Here is a 21,392-nt window from a genome sequence, read left to right as displayed (position 1 = left end):
GAAACACCCGCGGTGGGCGAAAGGGGCGCCAACCGGTCAGGCTCGGGGGCTAACCCTTCTGACCTCCGAAGATGCCTCCATTGCCGTTGCCTCTGGTGTTGCCACCGGTCCCCGTCGTATCGGTGACGGAGGGCGTCGGATTCGGGCCTCCACCGGTACCACCCTGGCCCGTGCCGCCGTTGCCGCCACCGTTGCCATTGCAGTTGTTGGTCCAACTCCACTGGCAGGTGTCGCTCGCCGACGGGGACGGAGACGGGGATGTGTTGCTGGGCGACGGGCTCGGCGAGCTGCTCGGCGACGGGCTCGGCGTGATGCTGGGAGTCGGGGTCGGGGTCGGGGCACCCGCCTCGTCCTGGACCTTGCCGATCTCGGTGGCCTGCGGGAAGCCGGGATCGTTCTGGTTCTTCAGCGCGGCCTTCATGTATTCGGTCCACACCGAGGTCGGGATGTCGCCACCGTGGATCGAGGGGACACCGGCCGTGCCGTTCATGGACAGCAGCTCGTGGTCCTTCGGGTTCTCACGGAACATCGCCACCGAGGTGGACAGCTGCTTGGTGTAGCCGACGAACCAGGCCGACTTGTTGCTGTCGGTGGTACCGGTCTTGCCCGCCGCCGTACGGCCCAAGGCCTTGGCGTTCTGACCCGTACCGTTCTGGATGACGTTCTGGAGAACGTCCGTGACGTTGTTCGCCACGTCGTCCGGAATCGCCGTGGTGATCTTCGGCTTGGTGAAGCCCGGCAGCTCCTGGCCGTCCTTCTTCACCTCGGTCACCGAATAGGGGTCCGTGTGCTGGCCGGACGCGGCGAAGGTGGAGTACGCGTCGGCCATGCGGATCGCACTCGGGGTCGAGGTGCCGATGGAGAAGGACGGGTTGAGCGTGGAGAAGCTGTCCTTCAGGATGCCGGACGCCTGGGCGACGTCACGGACGTGCGTCAGCCCCACGTCCATGCCGAGCTGGACGAACGGCGTGTTGACGGACTGCTCCATCGCCTTGCGCAGCGTGATGTAGCCCCACTTGTGGTCGCTCTCGTTGCGCTGGTAGAAGACCGAGTTGTCCTTCGTCAGGACCGGCGATCCATCCTGGTTGAGCACCTTGAGATGGTCGTTGCCGTTGTACTTGCTCAGCGGGGACAGGCCCTCCGGGGAGGTCTTGTAGGTCCCGTACTGCATGGCGGCGGCGAGCACGAACGGCTTCCACGTCGAACCGACCGGGACACCTGAGGTGTCGGCGTTGTTGGTGAAGTGGCCGTTCTCGTAGCCGTCACCGCCGTAGAGGGCCACGATCGCCCCGTCCTTGGGCACCACCGACGCCGCACCGAACTGGACGTACTTGTCCAGGTCGCGTTTCTTCGGATCGATGCGTTCCTTCTGGATCTTCTTCACGGCCGCGCTCAGCTCGTTGACCTTGTCCTTCTTGAAGGTCGTCTTGATCTGGTAGCCGCCCTGGTCGAACTGCGCCTCCGTGATGTCGGAGTGGGCGAGGACGTACTTCTTCGCCGTGTCCACCAGGTAGCTGATCTGGCCGGTCATGCCCCTGGTCGCCTTGCGGCCATCGGGCATGGGGTACTTCGAGATGGCTTTCTGGTAGTCGGCGTCGCTGAGGTGGTGATCGTTGTGCATCTGCTCGAGAATCCACCTCGAGCGGTCCTGCGAGCGCTTCGTGTTGGCCGCCTGCGTCGCCGAAGGGTCGAGGTCCGCGTTGCCCGCCGGGTCGAAGTACGTGGGGCCCTTGAGCAGCGCCGCGAGAACCGCACACTCGTTCGGCTTGAGGTCCACCGCGTCCTTGCCGTAGTAGGTCTGCGCTGCCGCCTGGATGCCGTACGCGCCTCGGCCGAAGTACGAGGTGTTCAGGTAACCCTGCAGGATCTGCTTCTTGTCGAGCTTCGTCCCCACCTTGATGGAGATGAACATCTCCTTGAACTTACGGGTGAGGGTCTGCTGCTGGCTCAGATAGGTGTTCTTCACGTACTGCTGGGTGATCGTGGAACCACCCTGGGTCTGGCCACCCCGCGCCATGTTGACCACGGCGCGCATGATGCCCATGGGGTCGACGCCCGAGTCCTGGTAGAAGCTCTTGTTCTCGGCCGAGATCACGGCCCACTGCATCGCCTCGGGAATCTGGTCGATGCTGACGTTCTGCCGGTTGACGCCCGTGCCCGTCGCCACCATCTGTGAGCCGTCGGCCCAGTAGTAGACGTTGTTCTGGGACTTGGCCGCGTCGTTCTCGTTGGGGATCGTAACCATCGCGTAGCTGACGCCGACCAGCGCCACCAGACTGCCGACGAAGCCGATGAACAGCCCGGAGACGAGCTTCCAGGACGGCACCCAGCGACGCCAGCCGTACTTTCCGGCTCGGGGATAGTCAATGAACCGCTTCTTGCCGGGAGCGGTTGACGTACGGCCTCTGCCGCGCCCGGGACCGGTCGGGCCGCCGGGGCCGCCGCGCCGGCCGCCCGGGCCCGCGGTCTCGGCGCCTCTGCGGCGACTTCCTCTCTGCGCCGCCCGGCGGGCCTCTGCACGGCCGCCGTAGGGGCGCTCTTCACCTCCCGGACCGTTGGAACCCGACCCATAGGAACTGGACCCATAGGAGTCGGATGGAGACCCGGTGGCGCCTCGCGGTGCCGCACGGCGACCGGAGGACGCATCGGACTGGCCGCGTCGGGCCGCGGCACGTCCGCCTCCCTGCGGCTGCGGCGGTTTGCGACGGTGCTCGCTCATCGAACGATTACTCCTCGGGCAGGCGCACCCGTGCGCGCCTGGAACGGCGGCTGGTTTCCGGTCCCCCCGAAGTACGGATGTGGTCGGTCCTGCATTCACCCGTACTGCACCGGGGACGATGACGCTCCCCAGGCGTCACTTGGTTCCCGGTGCTGTGCATGCCGCACAGACTACGCATCACCAAAACCCACCGAGTCCTGAAGTTCACCCCAAAACGCGCAACTCGCATCGTGTGAATCGGTGATGTGATCCCGTTCACCACCGTCCCCCTTGTCGCCCGCGCAAGGCCGTTCTATCGTGCTGATGTATCGAGTCGATACATCAGCGCGAGATAAAGACGCTGAAAGGGACCACTAGACCCGCGTGAGCGATCAGCGGGACCGAGAGGAGGCGACGATGAGCCGACGTTCCGGCATCCTCGAGTTCGCCGTGCTCGGCCTGCTGCGCGAGTCCCCGATGCACGGCTACGAGCTGCGCAAACGACTCAACACGTCCCTGGGTGTGTTCCGGGCGTTCAGCTACGGAACCCTCTATCCCTGCCTCAAGACGCTGGTCGCCAACGGCTGGTTGATCGAGGAGCCGGGCAGCACCCACGAGGACGCCGTTTCCCTCGCCGGACGCCGAGCAAAGATCGTGTACCGATTGACGGCAGAAGGTAAGGAGCACTTCGAGCAGCTGCTCTCGCAGACCGGCCCCGACGCGTACGAGGACGAACACTTCGCCGCACGCTTCGCCTTCTTCGGGCAGACGTCGCGCGATGTGCGCATGCGCGTACTGGAGGGCCGGCGCAGCCGCCTGGAGGAGCGCCTGGAGAAGATGCGCGCCTCCCTGGCGCGTACGCGGGAACGCCTCGACGACTACACACTCGAGCTCCAGCGCCACGGGATGGAGTCCGTGGAGCGCGAAGTGCGCTGGCTGAACGAGCTCATCGAGAGCGAGCGGGCCGGGCGGGACCTGAGAGGTTCCGCGTCCGGGGAGCCCGCTCAGCAGGACACCACCACTGGATCGACGGGCGGCCTGCCCCGTCGCGGGGACACCCCCCGGACGGATACGCCCGACGACACCGCCCCGTGAGAGCCACTCAAGGCCTCACTCGTACACACAGGGAGCAACCGGAATGGGTTCGGTTCGCGTAGCCATCGTCGGCGTGGGCAACTGCGCGGCGTCGCTGGTGCAGGGAGTCGAGTACTACAAGGACGCCGACCCGGCGTCCAAGGTCCCCGGCCTGATGCACGTGCAGTTCGGTGAATACCACGTGCGCGACGTCGAGTTCGTCGCCGCGTTCGACGTCGACGCCAAGAAGGTCGGCCTCGACCTCGCGGACGCGATCGGCGCCTCCGAGAACAACACCATCAAGATCTGCGACGTGCCCTCCACCGGTGTCACCGTCCAGCGCGGCCACACCCTCGACGGCCTCGGCAAGTACTACCGGGCCACCATCGAGGAGTCCGACGCCGAGCCGGTCGACGTCGTCCAGGTCCTCAGGGACAAGCAGGTCGACGTCCTGGTCTGCTACCTGCCGGTCGGCTCCGAGGACGCGGCGAAGTTCTACGCCCAGTGCGCCATCGACGCCAAGGTCGCCTTCGTCAACGCCCTCCCGGTCTTCATCGCCGGCACCAAGGAGTGGGCGGACAAGTTCACCGAGGCCGGTGTGCCGATCGTCGGTGACGACATCAAGTCGCAGGTCGGCGCCACCATCACGCACCGCGTCATGGCGAAGCTGTTCGAGGACCGCGGTGTCATCCTCGACCGCACGATGCAGCTGAACGTCGGCGGCAACATGGACTTCAAGAACATGCTCGAGCGCGAGCGCCTGGAGTCCAAGAAGATCTCCAAGACGCAGGCCGTCACCTCCCAGATCCCCGACCGGGACCTCGGCGAGAAGAACGTCCACATCGGCCCCTCCGACTACGTGGCCTGGCTGGACGACCGCAAGTGGGCCTACGTCCGCCTCGAGGGCCGCGCCTTCGGTGACGTCCCGCTGAACCTGGAGTACAAGCTCGAGGTCTGGGACTCCCCGAACTCCGCCGGTGTCATCATCGACGCCCTGCGCGCCGCGAAGATCGCCAAGGACCGCGGCATCGGCGGCCCGATCCTGTCGGCGTCCTCGTACTTCATGAAGTCCCCGCCGGTCCAGTACTTCGACGACGAGGCCCGCGAGAACGTCGAGAAGTTCATCCGCGGCGAGGTCGAGCGCTAGTTCGACCCGGCACGGTGCGCCAAGGCGCCTGAGGCCGATCTCTCGTACGAGAACGCTCCTGCCAGGGCGGTGAAGGTCCCCGGGTTCCGCGACCCGGGGACCTTCCGCATGTGTGAGGCTGTGCCCCATGCCCGTCGTCCGTGACCTGCGCGCCCTGTTGCGCCTGCGGTACTTCCGACGCCTGCTCTACGTCCGCCTCCTGTCTCAGGGCGCCGACGGCGTCTACCAGGTCGCGCTCGCCGCGTATGTCGTCTTCTCCCCGGAGAAACAGACCTCGGCCACCGCCATCGCCTCGGCCATGGCGGTCCTGCTGCTCCCCTACTCACTGGTCGGCCCGTTCGCCGGCGTCCTGCTGGACCGCTGGCGGCGCAGGCAGGTCTTCGTGTACGGCAACCTGCTGCGCGCCCTGCTGGCCGCGGCCACCGCCGTACTGATGGTCAGCCAGGTCCCGGACTGGCTCTTCTACGTCTCGGCGCTCTGTGTCACGGCCGTCAACCGTTTCGTCCTCGCCGGGCTGTCCGCCTCCCTGCCCCGCGTGGTGGACGCCGAGCGTCTGGTGCTCGCCAACTCCCTGTCACCGACCGCCGGAACGCTCGCCGCGACCGCAGGAGGCGGTCTCGCCTTCGCCGTACGGCTCGTGGCATCAGGCTCCGATGCGGCCGTGGTGCTCCTCGGCGCCTTCCTCTACCTGTGCGCGAGCCTCTCGTCCCTGAGCATGCCTCGCGCGCTGCTCGGCCCGGACCAACAGCCGATGCGGCCCCCGCTGCGGGCCGCGCTCGTCGTCACCGCGCGTGAACTGATCGCGGCCGTCCGGCACCTCGCCGAACCCCGGCGCCGGGAGGCCGCCTGGGCGCTGGCGGCGATGACACTGATGCGCTTCTGCTACGGCGCACTTCTCGTCCTGCTGCTCATGCTGAGCCGCTATGCCCTCGCCGCAACCCCCGACGCGGGGCTCAAGCTGCTCGGGTTGTCGCTGGCGGTCTCCGGCGCCGGCTTCTTCGCGGCTGCCATGGTGACACCGGGGGCGGCGGGACGGCTCGGGCCCGGCTGGTGGATCGTGGTGTGCGCCACAGCCGCCACGATCCTGGAACCCGCCCTGGGCCTGCCGTTCGCCAGGAGCCCTCTCCTGGTCGCGGCCTTCGTGCTGGGACTGATCACCCAGGGCGCCAAGATCTCCACGGACACGATCGTCCAGTCCTGCGTCGACGACGGCTTCCGGGGCCGGGTCTTCTCCGTGTACGACGTCCTCTTCAACGTCGCCTTCGTTGGCGCCGCCGGAGTGGCCGCCCTGATGCTGCCACCGGACGGCCGCTCAGCAGTGTTGGTCGTGTTCGTCGCCCTGATCTATGCCGGGGTCGCTGGATCCATGGCCCGCTTTGAAAGGAGCCGGGATGGCAACCGGGGCGATGTTTCACGTGAAACATCGCCCCCGCGCTAGTCCTCGGGTCATGTTTCACGTGAAACACGACCCGCCCAGGACCTCAGCCCTGCGCGGCCCACCATTCCTTGAGCGCCGCCACCGCCGCGTCATGCTCCATCGGCCCGTTCTCCAGGCGCAGCTCCAGCATGTGCTTGTACGCCTGGCCGACGACGGGGCCGGGGCCGACGCCCAGGATCTCCATGATCTGGTTGCCGTCGAGATCCGGGCGGATCGCGTCCAGCTCCTCCTGCTCCTTGAGCTGGGCGATGCGCTCCTCCAGGCCGTCGTAGGCCCGGGAGAGCGCGGCCGCCTTCCGCTTGTTGCGGGTGGTGCAGTCCGAGCGGGTAAGCATGTGCAGGCGATCCAGCAGAGGGCCCGCGTCACGGACGTAGCGGCGCACCGCCGAGTCCGTCCACTCTCCGGTGCCGTAGCCATGGAAGCGCAGGTGGAGTTCGACCAGCCGTGAGACGTCCTTCACCAGCTCGTTGGAGTACTTCAAGGCGGTCAAGCGCTTCTTGGTCATCTTCGCGCCGACCACCTCGTGGTGGTGGAAGGAGACCCGGCCGTCCTTCTCGAAGCGGCGGGTGCGCGGCTTGCCGATGTCGTGCAGCAGCGCGGCCAGCCGGAGCGTGAGGTCGGGGCCGTCTTGCTCCAGCTCGATGGCCTGCTCCAGGACGATCAGCGTGTGCTCGTAGACGTCCTTGTGCCGGTGGTGCTCGTCCCGCTCCAGCCGGAGCGCCGGCAGCTCCGGCAGCACATGAGCGGCGAGCCCGGTACCGACGAGCAGGCCCAGCCCCTTGCGCGGGTGCGCGGAGAGGATCAGCTTGTTCAGCTCGTCCCGGACCCGCTCGGCCGAGACGATCTCGATGCGTGCGGCCATCTCCGTCATCGCGGTGACGACCTCGGGGGCGACCTCGAAGTCCAGCTGGGCGGCGAACCGGCCGGCCCGCATCATCCGCAGCGGATCGTCCGAGAAGGACTCCTCGGGCGTACCCGGGGTCCGCAGCACCTGGGCCGCGAGATCCTTCAGCCCGTCGTGCGGGTCGATGAACTCCTTCTCCGGCAGGGCCACGGCCATCGCGTTGACCGTGAAGTCCCGGCGGACCAGATCCTCCTCGATGGAGTCGCCGTACGACACCTCGGGCTTGCGCGAGGTGCGGTCGTAGGCCTCCGAGCGGTAGGTGGTGATCTCGATCTGAAAGTGCCAGTCAGTGTCTCCGACGCGGGCCCGCTTCTGTACGCCGACGGTGCCGAAGGCGATGCCGACCTCCCAGACGGCGTCCGCCCAAGGACGGACGATCTTCAGTACGTCCTCGGGGCGGGCGTCGGTCGTGAAGTCCAGGTCGTTCCCGAGCCGGCCGAGCAACGCGTCGCGTACCGATCCGCCGACCAGGGCGAGGGAGAACCCGGCCTCCTGGAATCGGCGGGCGAGATCGTCGGCGACGGGGGCCACCCGCAGCAGCTCGGCGACCGCGCGCTGCTGCGCCTGGCTCAGGGCAGAGGGAGTGTCTTCGTTGGGGTTCGGCACAACAGAAGAGGGTACGTGCCCCGGCGACCAGGGGTGGCCTCCATTTCCTCCGCGGGCGGCCTGGTGAAGATCGCGGGGCGTCCCGGTGAAAGGGACGGTGGACAGCTGTCGGCATACCCACGCAAGCGCTGCTCTTGCGGCGTAGGGAAGCTCTCGCCTCGATACTGGATATAGAGGACAGGTCCCCGGTATTTCCCGATCTTGTGACGGAGACCGCGGCACTTCCCCTCCGCGCACATCGTTACCATGCGTGGACGCACATTCCGACGACCACTGACGACGAGGGACGGGCGAGCGCGTGGCCGAGGCGGCTGACTTCCAGGGGACCCCTGCCTCACCTGCCCGCCGGTGGCTACGACGCGCCGGCGCGCTGCTCGCTGGTGCGCCGCTGCTGGCCGGGCTGCTCCAGCTGCCCGCCGCGGCGCCCGCCCAGGCCGCCTCCTCGGACCCGGTGTCCGTCTCCCTGGACTCGCTCACCCCCAGCGCCCCCACGGACGGGGACACGCTGACCGTGTCCGGCACGGTGACCAACAACGGCAAGCAGACCGTCACCGGCGCCCACGTGGGCCTGCGCGTGGGCCCCATGCTGGACACCCGCTCGGCGATCGACACCGTCGCCCAGCACTCCGACGACCTGCAGGGCGGTACCGGCTCCGAGGTCGGCGGCAAGTACGTGGAGAAGTTCGCCAAGCTGTCACCAGGGGTCGCGGAGCACTTCAGCATCTCCGTGCCGATGGACAAGCTCGACCTCGGCGGCGACGGCGTCTACGAGTTCGGTGTCTCCCTCTCCGGCCAGACCGCCGCGCAGCCCTGGGACCAGGTGCTCGGCATCCAGCGGACGTTCCTGCCGTGGCAGCCGTCCGAGGCCGACACCAAGACGAAGACCACATACCTGTGGCCGCTGATCTCCAAGGTCCACATGACGGCCAGGACCGGCGCCGGGGAACTCCAGACGCCGGTGTTCCTCGACGACGATCTGGCCAAGGAGCTCGCACCGGGCGGCCGCCTGGACCAGATGGTGGACCTGGGCAAGGATCTCGACGTCACCTGGGTGATAGACCCGGACCTGCTGGCCTCGGTGGACGCGATGGCCACCGGCAACTACCGGCTGCCGGGCAACGGCGGCACCAGCTCGCCCGGCCCGAAGGATCACCAGGTGCTCGCCAAGCAGTGGCTGGCGAACCTGCAGCAGGCGGTGGAGGGCAAGGAGGTCGTCGCACTGCCCTTCGGCGACCCGGACCTGGCATCCCTCGCGCACAACGGCACCAGCGTCACCGGCTCGCTCAGCCACCTCAAGGACGCCACCGACGTCGCCGCGACCACCGTCAAGACCGTGCTCCACGTCACACCCAGCACCGACTTCGCCTGGCCGGTGGAGGGCGCCGTGGACCCGGCGATCATGAAGGTCGCCACCTCCGCCGGAGCCGACCGCGTGATCGCCCGTAGCGACAGCCTCCAGGAGACCGCGGGGCTGCCGTACACACCCTCCGCCGCCCGCCCGGTCGGCGGAGGCACCACGGCGGTGGTCTCCGACGCCCGGCTGTCCACGGCCTTCGAGGGCGACCTGACGAAGGCGGACTCGACCACCCTCGCCGTGCAGAAGTTCCTGGCGCAGAGCCTCGAGGTGAACGCGCAGACGGACAAGCAGCGCAGTATCGTCGTCGCCCCGCAGCGGATGCCCACGGCGAGCCAGGCACAGGCGATGGCGGAGGCGCTGAAGGCGCTCCAGGGCGGGAACTGGTCCCAGTCCCAGGACCTCGGCGCGGCGGCCAAGGACAAGCCCGACCCGGACGCCACCACCCGTATCCCGTGGGGGTCCGCCTACCCCTCCTCATTGCGCTCACGGGAACTGCCTCGGGCGGCCTTCGAGCAGGTCGCCCGCACCCACGACAAGCTCAACAGCTTCCAGGTGATCCTCTCCGACCAGTCCCGCGTCGTCACACCGTTCGGGCGGGCCATAAACCGTGAGATGTCCACGTCGTGGCGGGACAGGAGCGGGGAGGCCGGCAGCTTCCGGGACGGCGTGGAGCAGTGGCTCGACGAGCTGGCCGACCAGGTCAAACTCATCGACAAGTCGGAGACCAAGCTCTCCGGGCGCAGCGCCACCATCCCGGTGACCGTCCAGAACAACCTCGTCCAGCCGGTCGGCCATCTGGTCCTGCGCCTCACCTCGACCATGCCGACCCGGCTGAAGATCGGCGACAAGGCCTACTCCGAGCAGCCGGTCGACCTCTCCGGCGGGCACAGTCAGTCCGTGAAGTTCACCACCTCGGCCAACGCCAACGGCCGGGTCACGGTGATCGCCCAGCTGTACACCGAGGACGGCCAGAAGTACGGCGACGCCGTCACCTTCGACGTGAAGGTCACCGAGATCACGCCCACCGTGATGCTGGTCATCGGCGGCGGCGTGCTCCTCCTCGTCCTCGCCGGTTTCCGGATGTACACCCAGCGCAAGCGCGCTGCGGCCCGCCAGACGGAGGACGACGGCCCCGACGCGGCGGAGGAATCCGCCGAGACGCCCGGGAACCCCGACGCACCCGCAGAACGTCTCCCGGGGGAGCCGGAAGAACCGGAGGAATCAGGCTTTCCCTCCGGGGCAGACGACCCGGAGCACCCGAGTGACCCTGCGCCGGACACCGCACCGGAAAGCGCCGACCCGTCCGGGACGGGTGAGAGAGTGGACCGTTGAGCGATGTCGTGGCCGGTGGGCCAGGGACGATGAGGTGGGGTAAGCATGAACGCGCCGTACGACGGTGATCGCGGCCAGGGCGCGGCCGGCTCGGGCTACCCCGGGACACCGCCGGAGCCCGGTCAGGTGCCGCCCCAGCAGCAAGCGGACATGTACCTCCAGGACGCCTACGACCAGGACCCCTACCGGGCCCACGACCTGACCGCCCAGGACCCGGTCGCCGAGGCGCTCTACGACCGCGCATCGCACCCCCCGCCCGCTCCGGGCAGCTACGAGCAGCAGCAGCCGCTGTACGGCCCGCCCGCCCAGTCGCCGTACGCGCCCGACCCGCGTGTGTGGGCGCAGACGCCGGCGCCGGAGCCGGAGGGCGCTGCCCCGTACATGCCGTACGGCGACGACCCGCGCACGACCCAGTACGTGGGCGTGGACGACCTGGTCACGCACTCCGGCGAGGAGTACCACGAGCCGGACGCCTTCGCGCACCTCTTCAAGGACCAGCAGCAGAGCGGTGGGCAGGGGCCCATGGATCCGCCGGGCTTCTCCCGGCCGGCCGCCGCTCCGGAGCCCGGGTACGGTCCCGCCGGCCAGTACCCGCCGGCGCAGGGACCGAGCCCGCAGCAGGGCATCCCGTACGCCGAGGCCTCCTATCCGGCTGCCCCGGGAAACCCGGCACAGCCGCCGGTGCCCGCCCCGGCCCCGGCACCCGATCCCGTCGGTCCGACCCGGGAGGCGGAACCCGAGGCGGCGGCTTCCGCAGCCTCCGCCGCACCCGCGAAGAAGGGCGGCAAGGCCTCCGGTCTGCTGAAGTCCAGTGCCGTGATGGCGGCGGGCACGCTGGTCTCCCGCCTCACCGGTTTCATCCGCTCCGCGCTGATCGCCGCCGCGCTGGGTCTCGGCTTCCTGGCGGACTCGTTCCAGGTGGCCTACCAGCTGCCGACGATGATCTACATCCTCACCGTCGGCGGCGGTCTCAATTCCGTCTTCGTGCCCCAGCTGGTGCGCTCCATGAAGGAGGACGAGGACGGCGGCGAGGCCTTCGCCAACCGTCTGCTCACCCTCGTGATGGTGGCGCTGGCCGCGCTGACCGGACTCGCGATGTTCGCGGCGCCGCTGCTGGTGCGGATGCTGTCTCCCACCATCGCCGACAACCCGGCGGCCAACGAGGTCGCGGTCACCTTCACCCGTTACTTCCTGCCCTCGATCTTCTTCATGGGCATCCACGTGGTGATGGGTCAGATCCTCAACGCACGCGGGAAGTTCGGCGCGATGATGTGGACCCCGGTCCTGAACAACATCGTCATCATCGTGTCGCTCGGCGCGTTCATCTGGGTCTACGGCACCGCCGCCAACTCCCACCTGGACGTCACCAACATCCCACCGCAGGGCCAGCGGCTGCTCGGTGTCGGTGTGCTGCTCGGCCTGGTCGTCCAGGCGCTGGCGATGATCCCCTACCTGCGCGAGACCGGCTTCCGGATCCGGCTGCGGTTCGACTGGCGGGGCCACGGCCTCGGCAAGGCCGCGATGCTCGCCAAGTGGACGGTCCTGTTCGTCCTCGCCAACCAGGCCGGCGCCATGGTCGTGACCCAGCTGTCCACGGCCGCCGGCGACCACTCCGGGGTCAAGGGCACCGGCTTCGCCGCCTACGCCAACGCCCAGCTGATCTGGGGCCTGCCGCAGGCCATCATCACGGTGTCCCTCATGGCTGCGCTGCTGCCGCGCATCTCGCGCTCGGCCGCCGAGGGCGACAGCGGTGCCGTCCGCGACGACATCTCCCAGGGCCTGCGCACCACCGCAGTCGCCATCGTGCCCATTGCCTTCGGCTTCCTCTCGCTCGGCATCCCGATGTGCACGCTGATCTTCGGTTCCGCAGGCACGAGCTCTGCCATCAACATGGGCTACATGCTGATGGCGTTCGGCCTCGGCCTGATCCCGTACTCGGTGCAGTACGTCGTCCTGCGCGCCTTCTACGCATACGAAGACACCCGCACACCCTTCTACAACACCGTGATCGTGGCGGCGGTCAACGCGGCCGTCTCCGCACTCTGCTACTTCCTGCTGCCCGCCCGCTGGGCGGTCGCCGGCATGGCGGCCGCGTACGGCCTCGCCTACGCGATCGGCGTCGGTGTCGCCTGGCGGCGGCTGCGCAAGCGCCTCGGCGGAGACCTGGACGGCACCCGGGTGGTCCGGACGTACGCGCGCCTGTGCCTCGCCTCGGTGCCTGCGGCCCTGCTCAGCGGCGCGGCCTGCTACGGCATCGGGCACACCCTCGGCCAGGGCGTCGTCGGCTCCTTTGCCGCGCTGCTCGCCGGCGGTGCCGTCCTGCTCGGCATCTTCTTCGTCGCCGCCCGCCGCATGCGGATCGAGGAACTCAACTCGCTCGTGGGCATGGTCCGCGGGCGTCTGGGCCGCTGAGGTGGGGGTAGGTGCACAACCATCGTCCGCCGCCGTGTGTCGTGCATAGCGGCGGACTGTGGGCACAATTGGTTTCGGCGTCGGACAGCGTGCAACGGATGGGGAGGCAGGGACGACGGTGGCGGAACGGAGCACGGCTGCCGTCGACGTGGCAGACAACAGCGGTGAGCAGCCGCTGACCGCCAAGGCGGACCAGGCCACGGCCGACGGGGTGGCCAAGAACCCGGAGCAGCACACGGACAGCAACGAGGCACAGGGGAGCAGCGGGCCCGAGGGTCCCGGAAAGAAGGCCTCGCCTCCCGAACTGCACAGCGGTCACAAGCTCGCCAGACGCTACCGGCTGGAGGAGTGCGTCACCCGTCTGGACGGATTCAGCAGTTGGCGTGCGGTCGACGAGAAACTCCGTCGAGCCGTCGGCGTCCACATCCTTCCCGCGGACCACACACGGGCCCGTTCCGTCCTGGCTGCCGCCCGTTCCTCCGCGCTGCTCGGCGACCCCCGTTTCGTGCAGGTCCTCGACGCCGTCGAGGAGAACGACCTCGTCTACGTCGTACACGAGTGGCTGCCCGACGCCACCGAGCTGGCCACGCTCCTGGCTCCCGGTTCGCTGGAGCCGCACGACGCCTACCAGATGGTCAGCCAGGTCGCCTCCGCCATGGCCGCCGCGCACCGCGAGGGCCTCGCCCATCTCCGGCTGAACCCGAATGCCGTCCTGCGCACCTCCACCGGCCAGTGGCGCATCCGCGGCCTCGCCGTGAACGCCGCGCTGCGTGGCATCAGCTCCGACACCCCGCAGCGCACCGACACCGAGGCGATCGGCGCCCTGCTGTACGCGGCGCTGACCCAGCGCTGGCCGTACGAGAGCGACGCGTACGGCCTGTCCGGGCTCCCCAAGGGCGTCGGTCTCATCGCACCGGACCAGGTGCGGGCCGGTGTTCACCGGGGTCTGTCGGAACTGGCCATGCGTGCCCTCGCCAACGACGGGGCCACCGCCTCCCGTCATGAGGCTCCGTGCACCACGCCGGAGGAGCTGGTGAAGGCGATCGGCGAGATGCCGCGCATCCGCCCGCCGGAGCCCGCGTTCACGGCCCCGCCGGAGTACCAGCGCACGACCTACCAGCAGGGCTCATACGGCCGCCCGGCGCCCCACCCCGGTGCCACACAGCCGATCGCGGCCCCGCCGCCCCCGCTGCAGAGCCGTACCGGCAAGGCCCTGAAATGGGCGGTCTCCGCCCTCCTCATCGCTGCCCTCGGCCTGGGCAGCTGGCAGTTGGCAGACGCCCTGATGGACCATGCCGGCAAGTCCGACGACACCAACAAGAGCCAGCAGACGGGCGACGGCGACAAGGGCACCGGCAAGTCCAAGCCGACGCCGATAAGCATCAAGGGCAGCCAGGAGTTCGTCGCCAAGGGAGACCCCCAGCACCCGGGCGACGTCACCAAGACCTACGACGGCAACGCGACCAGCTACTGGCGGACCAAGACCTTCGACGAGGGTCCCCCGCTCGCGCCCTACAAGCCGGGGGTCGGCATCGTCTACGACCTGGGCTCGGCCAAGCAGATCAACACTGCCACCATCGGGCTGCGCTACCCCGGTGATCACACGACGATCGAGTTGTACGCGGCCGATTCGCTGACACCGGCGTCACTCGACTCGATGGACAAGATCGGCAACGTCACGACCGCGGGTACCACCGCTACGGTAAAGGTCACCAAGTCCGTGAAGACGCAGTATGTCCTCGTGTGGCTGACGGCTGTGCCGTACTCGGGTCCTGACTCGGCCGCGTACGCCCAGGCCGGCTACAAGCAGGGCATCAGCGAAGTGCAGTTCACGGGCTGACGTCTCACCCGAGCGGAGGGGGCAGATGGCGGAAGGCGCCGGATACGACGGAGTGAGCGACAGAGATCTGCTCGCCCGCCATGTGGAAGGCGACTCCGGTGCCTTCGGTGAGATCGTGCGGCGGCACCGGGATCGGCTCTGGGCGGTCGCGCTGCGGACGCTGGGGGACCGCGAGGAAGCCGCTGACGCGGTGCAGGACGCCCTGGTGTCGGCCTACCGGGCCGCCCATACGTTCCGGGGCCAGTCGGCTGTCACGACATGGCTGCACCGGATCACGGTGAACGCCTGCCTGGACCGTGCCCGCAAGGCGGCCTCGCGGAAGACCTCACCGGTCGACGACACGGAACGGCTGGAGCAGCTGCTGGAGCCGCACGAGTCCGCCTCGGCACCGGCCGAGCGGAACGATGTGCACCGCCAGCTCCTCGAAGCGCTCGGCACGCTGCCACACGACCAGCGGGCCGCCCTGGTCCTGGTGGACATGCAGGGATATCCCGTGGCCGAGGCCGCCCGGATCCTCGATGTGCCGACGGGCACGGTGAAGAGCCGCTGCGCCCGAGGCAGAGCCCGGCTGCTGCCTCTGCTCACGCATCTACGGCCCGAAGGCTCCGGAAGCGGGAAAGAACCCGGCTCGGGACGGAACCGGGCGCAGGGGACATCCGTCCCACCGGCAACGGGGTCTCCTGGCGGAAACCCCGAGAACGCGGGACCAAGCGATTCAGCCGTAGTGAAGGGCGGAGGTGGGCGAGCGTGACTTCCACGACAGACACGGCCGGGCACCCGGACGTCGCGGAGATCTCCGACCTCACCGAAGGTCTTCTCCCTCCGCACCGGGGCGCGGACGTACAGCGCCATCTGGAGGCATGTGAACTGTGCGCCGAGGTCCATGCCTCGCTTGGGGAGATCCGGGGACTGCTGGGGTCCGCGCCGGAGGCGGAGCCCATGCCGGCCTTCGTGGCCGCTCGTATCGATGCCGCCCTCGCCGCCGAGGCACTCCTCAGCTCCGCCAGGGACGCCACCGAGGGGCTTGTTTCACGTGAAACATCGACGCCGGTCGAGCGCCCTGTCGATCGCCCTGCCGGACACTCGAAGGCGACGACCGGCCCTGGGCGGAAGAAGAGCGGACGCGGTCGGCGGCGCAGGACCGTCGTGCTGGGGACGGTACTGACCGCTGCCGTCCTGGGAGCCGGGACACTGGTCATCCAGTCACTCATCGGCGGTAGCTCCTCCACAACGGCTCACAGCACACCGAGCCCGTCGATCAGCGCATTCTCCGGCGCCAGTGTCCAGAACCAGGTGCACGATCTCCTCACGTCGAAGCAGGTGCCGCAGCGGGGCTACAACAGCCAGCACCCGCGATCCGGCATCACCGGCGACCAGAGCACCCCGCAGGGCACCGAGAGTGCGAACACCCTGCTCCAGACGCAGATCCCCGTCCCCGACTGTGTCCGCCGGGCGATCCCCCGGAGTGATCAGGCCCTGGCCGCGAAGACCGGCACCTATGGCGGGAAGAGCGCGTACCTGGTCGTCCTGCCGGACCCTGACGACAGCAAGCGCGTCACGGCCTACGTCGTGGACGCGGCCTGCATCCGCCAGCAGCCCGGCACTGCCGGCACCGTGCTCTTGAAGCACTCTTTCGCTCGGTCCTGAGTCTGCTGGAGCACTCCGTCAGTCACCCCCGCCCGGTATGCGTGTGCCCCGACACACCGGGAATGCGCGCCCCTTAGGATCCGTTGGGTGGGTGAGAGCTCGGAAACGGGCTCCCACCGGTCGACTGACACAGACCAGAGACGAGGAATCAAGCCGTGAGCGACGTCCGTAACGTGATCATCATCGGCTCCGGGCCCGCCGGCTACACGGCAGCGCTCTACACCGCGCGCGCGTCGCTGAAGCCCCTGGTGTTCGAGGGCGCCGTCACCGCCGGTGGCGCGCTGATGAACACCACCGAGGTCGAGAACTTCCCGGGCTTCCGCGACGGCATCATGGGCCCCGAGCTCATGGACAACATGCGGGCGCAGGCGGAGCGCTTCGGTGCCGAGCTCATCCCGGACGACGTCGTCTCCGTTGACCTCGCGGGTGAGATCAAGACCGTCACCGACACCGCCGGCACGGTCCACAAGGCGAAGGCCGTCATCGTCACCACCGGCTCCCAGCACCGCAAGCTCGGCCTGCCGAACGAGGACGCCCTCTCCGGCCGAGGTGTCTCCTGGTGCGCCACCTGTGACGGGTTCTTCTTCAGGGACCAGGACATCGCCGTGATCGGCGGCGGTGACACCGCGATGGAGGAGGCCACCTTCCTCTCGCGGTTCGCCAAGTCCGTGACGATCGTCCACCGCCGGGACACCCTGCGTGCCTCCAAGGCGATGCAGGAGCGGGCCTTCGGGGACTCGAAGATCAAGTTCATCTGGGACAGCGAGGTCGCCGAGATCCAGGGCGAGCAGAAGCTCTCCGGTCTGAAGCTGCGCAACATCAAGACCGGCGAGCTGTCGGACCTGGCCGTGACCGGTCTGTTCATCGCGATCGGCCACGACCCGCGCACCGAGCTGTTCAAGGGCCAGCTGGACCTGGACGAGGAGGGCTACCTGAAGGTCGCCTCGCCGTCCACCCGCACCAACCTGACCGGTGTCTTCGGCGCCGGCGACGTGGTCGACCACACCTACCGCCAGGCGATCACTGCCGCCGGTACCGGCTGCTCCGCCGCTCTGGACGCCGAGCGCTTCCTCTCCGCCCTCGCGGACGAGGACAAGGCTGAGCCCGAGAAGAGCGCCGCGGTCTGACCCTCCCCTTCCCCGCCCCCGCACGATCAAGTTAAGGAGCCCGCTGTGGCCGACCTGAAGAACGTGACCGACGACTCCTTCGAGCAGGACGTCCTCAAGAGCGACAAGCCCGTCCTGGTGGACTTCTGGGCCGCCTGGTGCGGTCCGTGCCGCCAGATCGCCCCGTCCCTCGAAGCGATCGCTGCCGAGTACGGCGACAAGATCGAGGTCGTCAAGCTGAACATCGACGAGAACCCGGGTACGGCCGCCAAGTACGGCGTCATGTCCATCCCGACCCTGAACGTCTACCAGGGTGGCGAGGTCGCCAAGACCATCGTCGGCGCCAAGCCCAAGGCCGCGATCGTTCGCGACCTCGAGGACTTCATCGCCGAGTGACGTTTCACGTGAAACACGAATGGGCCAACCCCTCCGGGGTGGCCCATTCGCTTATGCCGCTTCGCTGACTACAGCGGCCTCAGCGCTGGTTCCTTCTGGACCGCCCCGAGAAGCCGGTCGAGCGCCATCTCCACGTCTTCCCTCCAGGAGAGCGTCGACCGCAGCTCCAACCGGAGCCGGGGATGCGTGGGGTGCTGCCGGACCGTCTTGAAGCCCACGGCCAGGAGGTGGTCCGCCGGCAGCAGACAGGCGGGCTCCTTCCAGCGGGCGTCGCCGAAGGCCTCGATCGCCTTGAAGCCTCGGCGCAGCAGATCCTTGGCGACCGTCTGCACCAGCACCCGGCCCAGCCCCTGGCCCTGGTAGCCGGGCAGGATGAACGCCGTCATCAGCTGCACGGCGTCCGGGGAGACGGGACTCGTGGGGAAGGCCGTCGAGCGGGGGACATAGGCCGGAGGGGCGTAGAGCACAAAGCCCACCGGAACATCATCGACGTACACCACCCGGCCGCACGACCCCCAGTCCAGCAGGACGGCGGAGATCCAGCCCTCCTTCTCCAGCGCGGAGGTGCCCGCCCTTACCGCCGCTTCTCCGGTGACGGGGTCCAGCTCCCAGAAGACGCACGAGCGACAGCGTGGGGGGAGGTCCTGAAGGTTGTCCAGCGTGAGCGGCACGAGCCGACGCCCCATGAAGGCTGTTCCTCGCTTCCTTCGCCCGCCGCATCACGAGCAGCTGTCAGCGCGCTCCGTTCCCTGAGCAGGCTGCCGACGAATCCGCCGACCGCTCCAAGGCTCAGACCCGCGCTCACCAGTCCGGTGCGGCTCATCGATCGCATGGCCCCCGACTCCCCACTCAGAGATGCAGATGCTGTCCGGTGGATGCGCCATACCCGTTCGCATCGTATCCACGAAGCTATTCGCTCGATACTGCCTCAAAGCAAAGAGCGGGCCGTGTTCCGGTACACACCGGACACGGCCCACTGCCCGCACGGCCGAGGCGGTAGGGCCAGGATCAGTCGTCCTGGTCCTCGGCCGTGTTCTCCTCAAGCTCCTGGTGCAGCACCGGGCCCTCACCGGGAGCGAGGGTGCTCAGGATCCGCTGAAGATCGTCCACGGAGGCGAACTCGACGGTGATCTTGCCCTTCTTCTGACCAAGGTCGACCTTCACCCGGGTCTCGAAGCGGTCCGACAGGCGGGTCGCCAGCTCGTTCAGCGCCGGGGAGAGCCGGGAGCCGGCACGCGGGCCCTTGGGGCGCTGCGGCTTCTGGGGCCGCGAGCCCATGAGGGTCACGATCTCCTCGACGGCCCGCACCGACAGCCCCTCGGCCACGATGCGGTGAGCCAGCCGGTCCTGCTCCTCGGGGTCCGTCACGGACAACAGCGCCCGGGCATGACCGGCGGAGAGAACTCCGGCGGCGACCCGCTTCTGGACCGTCGGTGAGAGCTTCAGCAGACGCAGCGTGTTGGAGACCTGAGGCCGGGAGCGCCCGATCCGGTCGGCCAGCTGGTCGTGCGTGCAGTTGAAGTCCTTCAGCAGCTGGTCGTAGGCGGCCGCCTCTTCCAGCGGGTTCAGCTGTGCGCGGTGCAGGTTCTCCAGCAGCGCGTCCAGGAGGAGCTTCTCGTCCTCCGTGGCCCGGACGATCGCCGGGATGGCCTCCAGACCGGCCTCGCGGCAGGCACGCCAGCGACGCTCACCCATGATCAGCTCATAGCGGGCTGGCCCCAGCTGCCGTACGACGACGGGCTGCAGAAGACCGACCTCCTTGATGGAGGTGACGAGTTCCTGGAGCGCGTCCTCGTCGAAGACATCACGCGGCTGACGCGGGTTGGGCGAGATCGCGTCGAGAGGGATCTCGGCGAAATGCGCACCCATGGGAGGAGCCGGCGTCTCCATGACCGGGCTTGCCGGGGGCTCCTCGGTTTCATGTGAAACGGGCGGCAGTGTGGCCACCTTCGCCGCGGCCACCCCGCGGTCGGTCGTCAACACCGGGACCGCTGCGGGGGAGGCGGAGGCTCCGCCTCCCAACGCAGCCGGAGCCGGGTTCTTCTCCGTCGGGGCGGCGGGGATCAGCGCGCCGAGACCACGGCCCAACCCCCTTCGTCGCTCGCTCACTGGATCCCCTCCACCATGCTCTGGTCGTTCTGGGCGCCGATGTGGGCCTGGCTCGCGTCATAGCTGATGCCGATGCCCTTCAGCGCGATTTCTCGGGCCGCCTCAAGATAGGAGAGGGCACCGCTCGATCCAGGATCGTATGTCAGTACCGTCTGCCCGTAGCTCGGCGCCTCGGAGATACGGACCGAGCGGGGAATGCTCGTCCGCAGCACCTCGTCGCCGAAGTGGGTGCGCACCTCTTCCGCGACCTGGGAGGCGAGACGCGTCCGGCCGTCGTACATGGTGAGCAGGATGGTCGACACATGCAGCGTGGGGTTGAGGTGCCCCCGCACCAGGTCGACATTGCGCAGCAGCTGACCCAGACCCTCGAGTGCGTAGTACTCGCACTGGATCGGGATCAGGACTTCCTGTCCCGCCACCAGGGCATTGACCGTCAGCAGGCCGAGGGACGGCGGGCAGTCGATGAGGATGTAGTCCAGCGGCTGTTCGTACGCCTGAATCGCCCGCTGCAGCCGGCTCTCACGTGCCACCAGGGACACCAACTCGATCTCCGCACCGGCGAGATCGATGGTGGCGGGGGCACAGAAGAGACCTTCCACATCCGGAACCGGCTGAACGACCTCGGCGAGAGGCTTGCTCTCCACCAAGACGTCATAGATGGAAGGAACTTCCGCGTGGTGGTCGATCCCGAGGGCTGTGGATGCGTTGCCCTGCGGGTCGAGGTCGATCACCAGGACACGGCCACCGTGCAGAGCGAGCGAAGCAGCAAGGTTGACGGTCGTCGTCGTCTTGCCCACGCCGCCCTTCTGGTTGGCGACCACCATGACTCGGGTCTGCTCTGGTCGTGGCAGACCTTCGCCGGCGCGGCCCAGAGCCTCTACCGCCAGTTGGGCCGCACGACCGATGGGAGTGTCGTCCATCGGAGGCGGTGTTTCACGTGAAACATCCGCCCCCATCGACTCGGTACGGGGACCGGGGACCGGATCGGTCATCGGTCCCGCGATGTTGGCGTCGGACCGCAAGGATTCACTCTCCTCGACTTCAGGCTCGCAATGAACAGAGCCTCCCATGCCTTCGGGGTCGTGAACCAGTGAGGCCTGGTGTTCTGTGGAGAAATCCACCTCTGTGGACAACTCCGTGCCCCTGGAGAGGGACGGTTTTCCCTGCGAGACAGGATCCTCTCCCAGGGAACCGAGGGGCTTGCGGTCGCGAGGTTCGGCCGCAGCGCGGCCCCGACTGATGATGCCGTGCAGCAGTGAGCGACGTTTCACGTGAAACACGATGCACAGCGGCGGCGAGCGGACCTTCGCGACACTCCGACCTGCG

General features: G+C 68.5%; 15 protein-coding genes. 10 read left to right on the top strand and 5 right to left on the bottom strand.

Annotation, left to right across the window (positions count from 1 at the left end; genetic code table 11):
• Positions 1–49: 49 nt before the first annotated feature.
• Positions 50–2,326 carry a transglycosylase domain-containing protein gene (locus BFF78_RS21330; protein ID WP_069779851.1) on the bottom strand — a complete coding sequence of 759 codons (2,277 nt, stop codon included), beginning with the start codon at positions 2,324–2,326 and terminating at the stop codon, positions 50–52.
• A gap of 789 nt (positions 2,327–3,115) precedes the next feature.
• On the opposite strand from BFF78_RS21330, the gene BFF78_RS21325 reads away from it, so the two are divergent.
• From BFF78_RS21325 to BFF78_RS21315, 3 genes are all read left to right on the top strand, one after another.
• Positions 3,116–3,793, top strand: a complete 678-nt coding sequence (locus BFF78_RS21325) for a PadR family transcriptional regulator (protein ID WP_069779850.1) — start codon at positions 3,116–3,118, stop codon at positions 3,791–3,793.
• Positions 3,794–3,836: 43 nt separating this feature from the next.
• Entirely contained in the window at positions 3,837–4,919 is a 1,083-nt protein-coding gene (locus tag BFF78_RS21320; RefSeq protein ID WP_069779849.1) for an inositol-3-phosphate synthase, read from the top strand.
• A gap of 127 nt (positions 4,920–5,046) precedes the next feature.
• A complete protein-coding gene (locus tag BFF78_RS21315; protein ID WP_069779848.1) occupies positions 5,047–6,357 on the top strand; it encodes an MFS transporter in 1,311 nt (436 codons plus the stop codon).
• Between the two features lie 43 nt (positions 6,358–6,400).
• On the opposite strand, the gene BFF78_RS21310 is transcribed toward BFF78_RS21315, so the two are convergent.
• Complete coding sequence (locus tag BFF78_RS21310; protein ID WP_069779847.1) at positions 6,401–7,867, bottom strand: CCA tRNA nucleotidyltransferase; 1,467 nt, start codon at positions 7,865–7,867, stop codon at positions 6,401–6,403.
• A 298-nt stretch (positions 7,868–8,165) separates the two neighbouring features.
• On the opposite strand from BFF78_RS21310, the gene BFF78_RS21305 reads away from it, so the two are divergent.
• The 7 genes from BFF78_RS21305 to trxA all read left to right on the top strand — a co-directional run bounded on the left by BFF78_RS21305 (position 8,166) and on the right by trxA (position 17,957).
• The gene (locus BFF78_RS21305) at positions 8,166–10,556 is read left to right on the top strand and encodes a DUF6049 family protein (protein ID WP_069779846.1); all 2,391 of its coding nucleotides are present in this window, start codon (positions 8,166–8,168) and stop codon (positions 10,554–10,556) included.
• Positions 10,557–10,601: 45 nt separating this feature from the next.
• Positions 10,602–12,968, top strand: a complete 2,367-nt coding sequence (murJ, locus tag BFF78_RS21300; RefSeq protein ID WP_069779845.1) for a murein biosynthesis integral membrane protein MurJ — start codon at positions 10,602–10,604, stop codon at positions 12,966–12,968.
• A gap of 118 nt (positions 12,969–13,086) precedes the next feature.
• Complete coding sequence (locus BFF78_RS21295) at positions 13,087–14,808, top strand: protein kinase family protein (protein ID WP_069779844.1); 1,722 nt, start codon at positions 13,087–13,089, stop codon at positions 14,806–14,808.
• Between the two features lie 25 nt (positions 14,809–14,833).
• On the top strand, positions 14,834–15,559 hold the full coding sequence (gene sigM, locus BFF78_RS21290) for an RNA polymerase sigma factor SigM (protein ID WP_069779843.1): 726 nt from the start codon (positions 14,834–14,836) through the stop codon (positions 15,557–15,559).
• Positions 15,556–16,455 carry an anti-sigma factor family protein gene (locus BFF78_RS21285; RefSeq protein WP_069779842.1) on the top strand — a complete coding sequence of 300 codons (900 nt, stop codon included), beginning with the start codon at positions 15,556–15,558 and terminating at the stop codon, positions 16,453–16,455. The genes sigM and BFF78_RS21285 overlap by 4 nt, the downstream gene beginning before the upstream one ends.
• Before the next feature lie 155 nt (positions 16,456–16,610).
• Complete coding sequence (trxB, locus tag BFF78_RS21280) at positions 16,611–17,582, top strand: thioredoxin-disulfide reductase (RefSeq protein ID WP_069779841.1); 972 nt, start codon at positions 16,611–16,613, stop codon at positions 17,580–17,582.
• A gap of 45 nt (positions 17,583–17,627) precedes the next feature.
• Positions 17,628–17,957, top strand: coding sequence for a thioredoxin (trxA, locus tag BFF78_RS21275; protein WP_069779840.1), 330 nt, complete (start codon positions 17,628–17,630; stop codon positions 17,955–17,957).
• 68 nt (positions 17,958–18,025) lie between these two features.
• Here the strand turns inward: trxA and BFF78_RS21270 are convergent, their stop codons facing one another.
• The 3 genes from BFF78_RS21270 to BFF78_RS21260 form a co-directional block, all read right to left on the bottom strand.
• Complete coding sequence (locus tag BFF78_RS21270) at positions 18,026–18,643, bottom strand: GNAT family N-acetyltransferase (RefSeq protein ID WP_069779839.1); 618 nt, start codon at positions 18,641–18,643, stop codon at positions 18,026–18,028.
• Positions 18,644–18,965: 322 nt separating this feature from the next.
• Positions 18,966–20,066 carry a ParB/RepB/Spo0J family partition protein gene (locus tag BFF78_RS21265; RefSeq protein ID WP_069779838.1) on the bottom strand — a complete coding sequence of 367 codons (1,101 nt, stop codon included), beginning with the start codon at positions 20,064–20,066 and terminating at the stop codon, positions 18,966–18,968.
• The gene (locus tag BFF78_RS21260; RefSeq protein WP_079161414.1) at positions 20,063–21,136 is read right to left on the bottom strand and encodes a ParA family protein; all 1,074 of its coding nucleotides are present in this window, start codon (positions 21,134–21,136) and stop codon (positions 20,063–20,065) included. Before BFF78_RS21260 ends, BFF78_RS21265 begins: the two co-directional genes overlap by 4 nt.
• Positions 21,137–21,392: the final 256 nt, after the last annotated feature.

Origin of the sequence: Streptomyces fodineus, from assembly GCF_001735805.1 — a bacterium.
In the GTDB taxonomy this organism is placed as follows: Bacteria; Actinomycetota; Actinomycetes; order Streptomycetales; family Streptomycetaceae; genus Streptomyces; species Streptomyces fodineus.
Note: the sequence above shows the minus strand (reverse complement) of the source record. Positions and strands in the feature narration are given on the sequence as shown.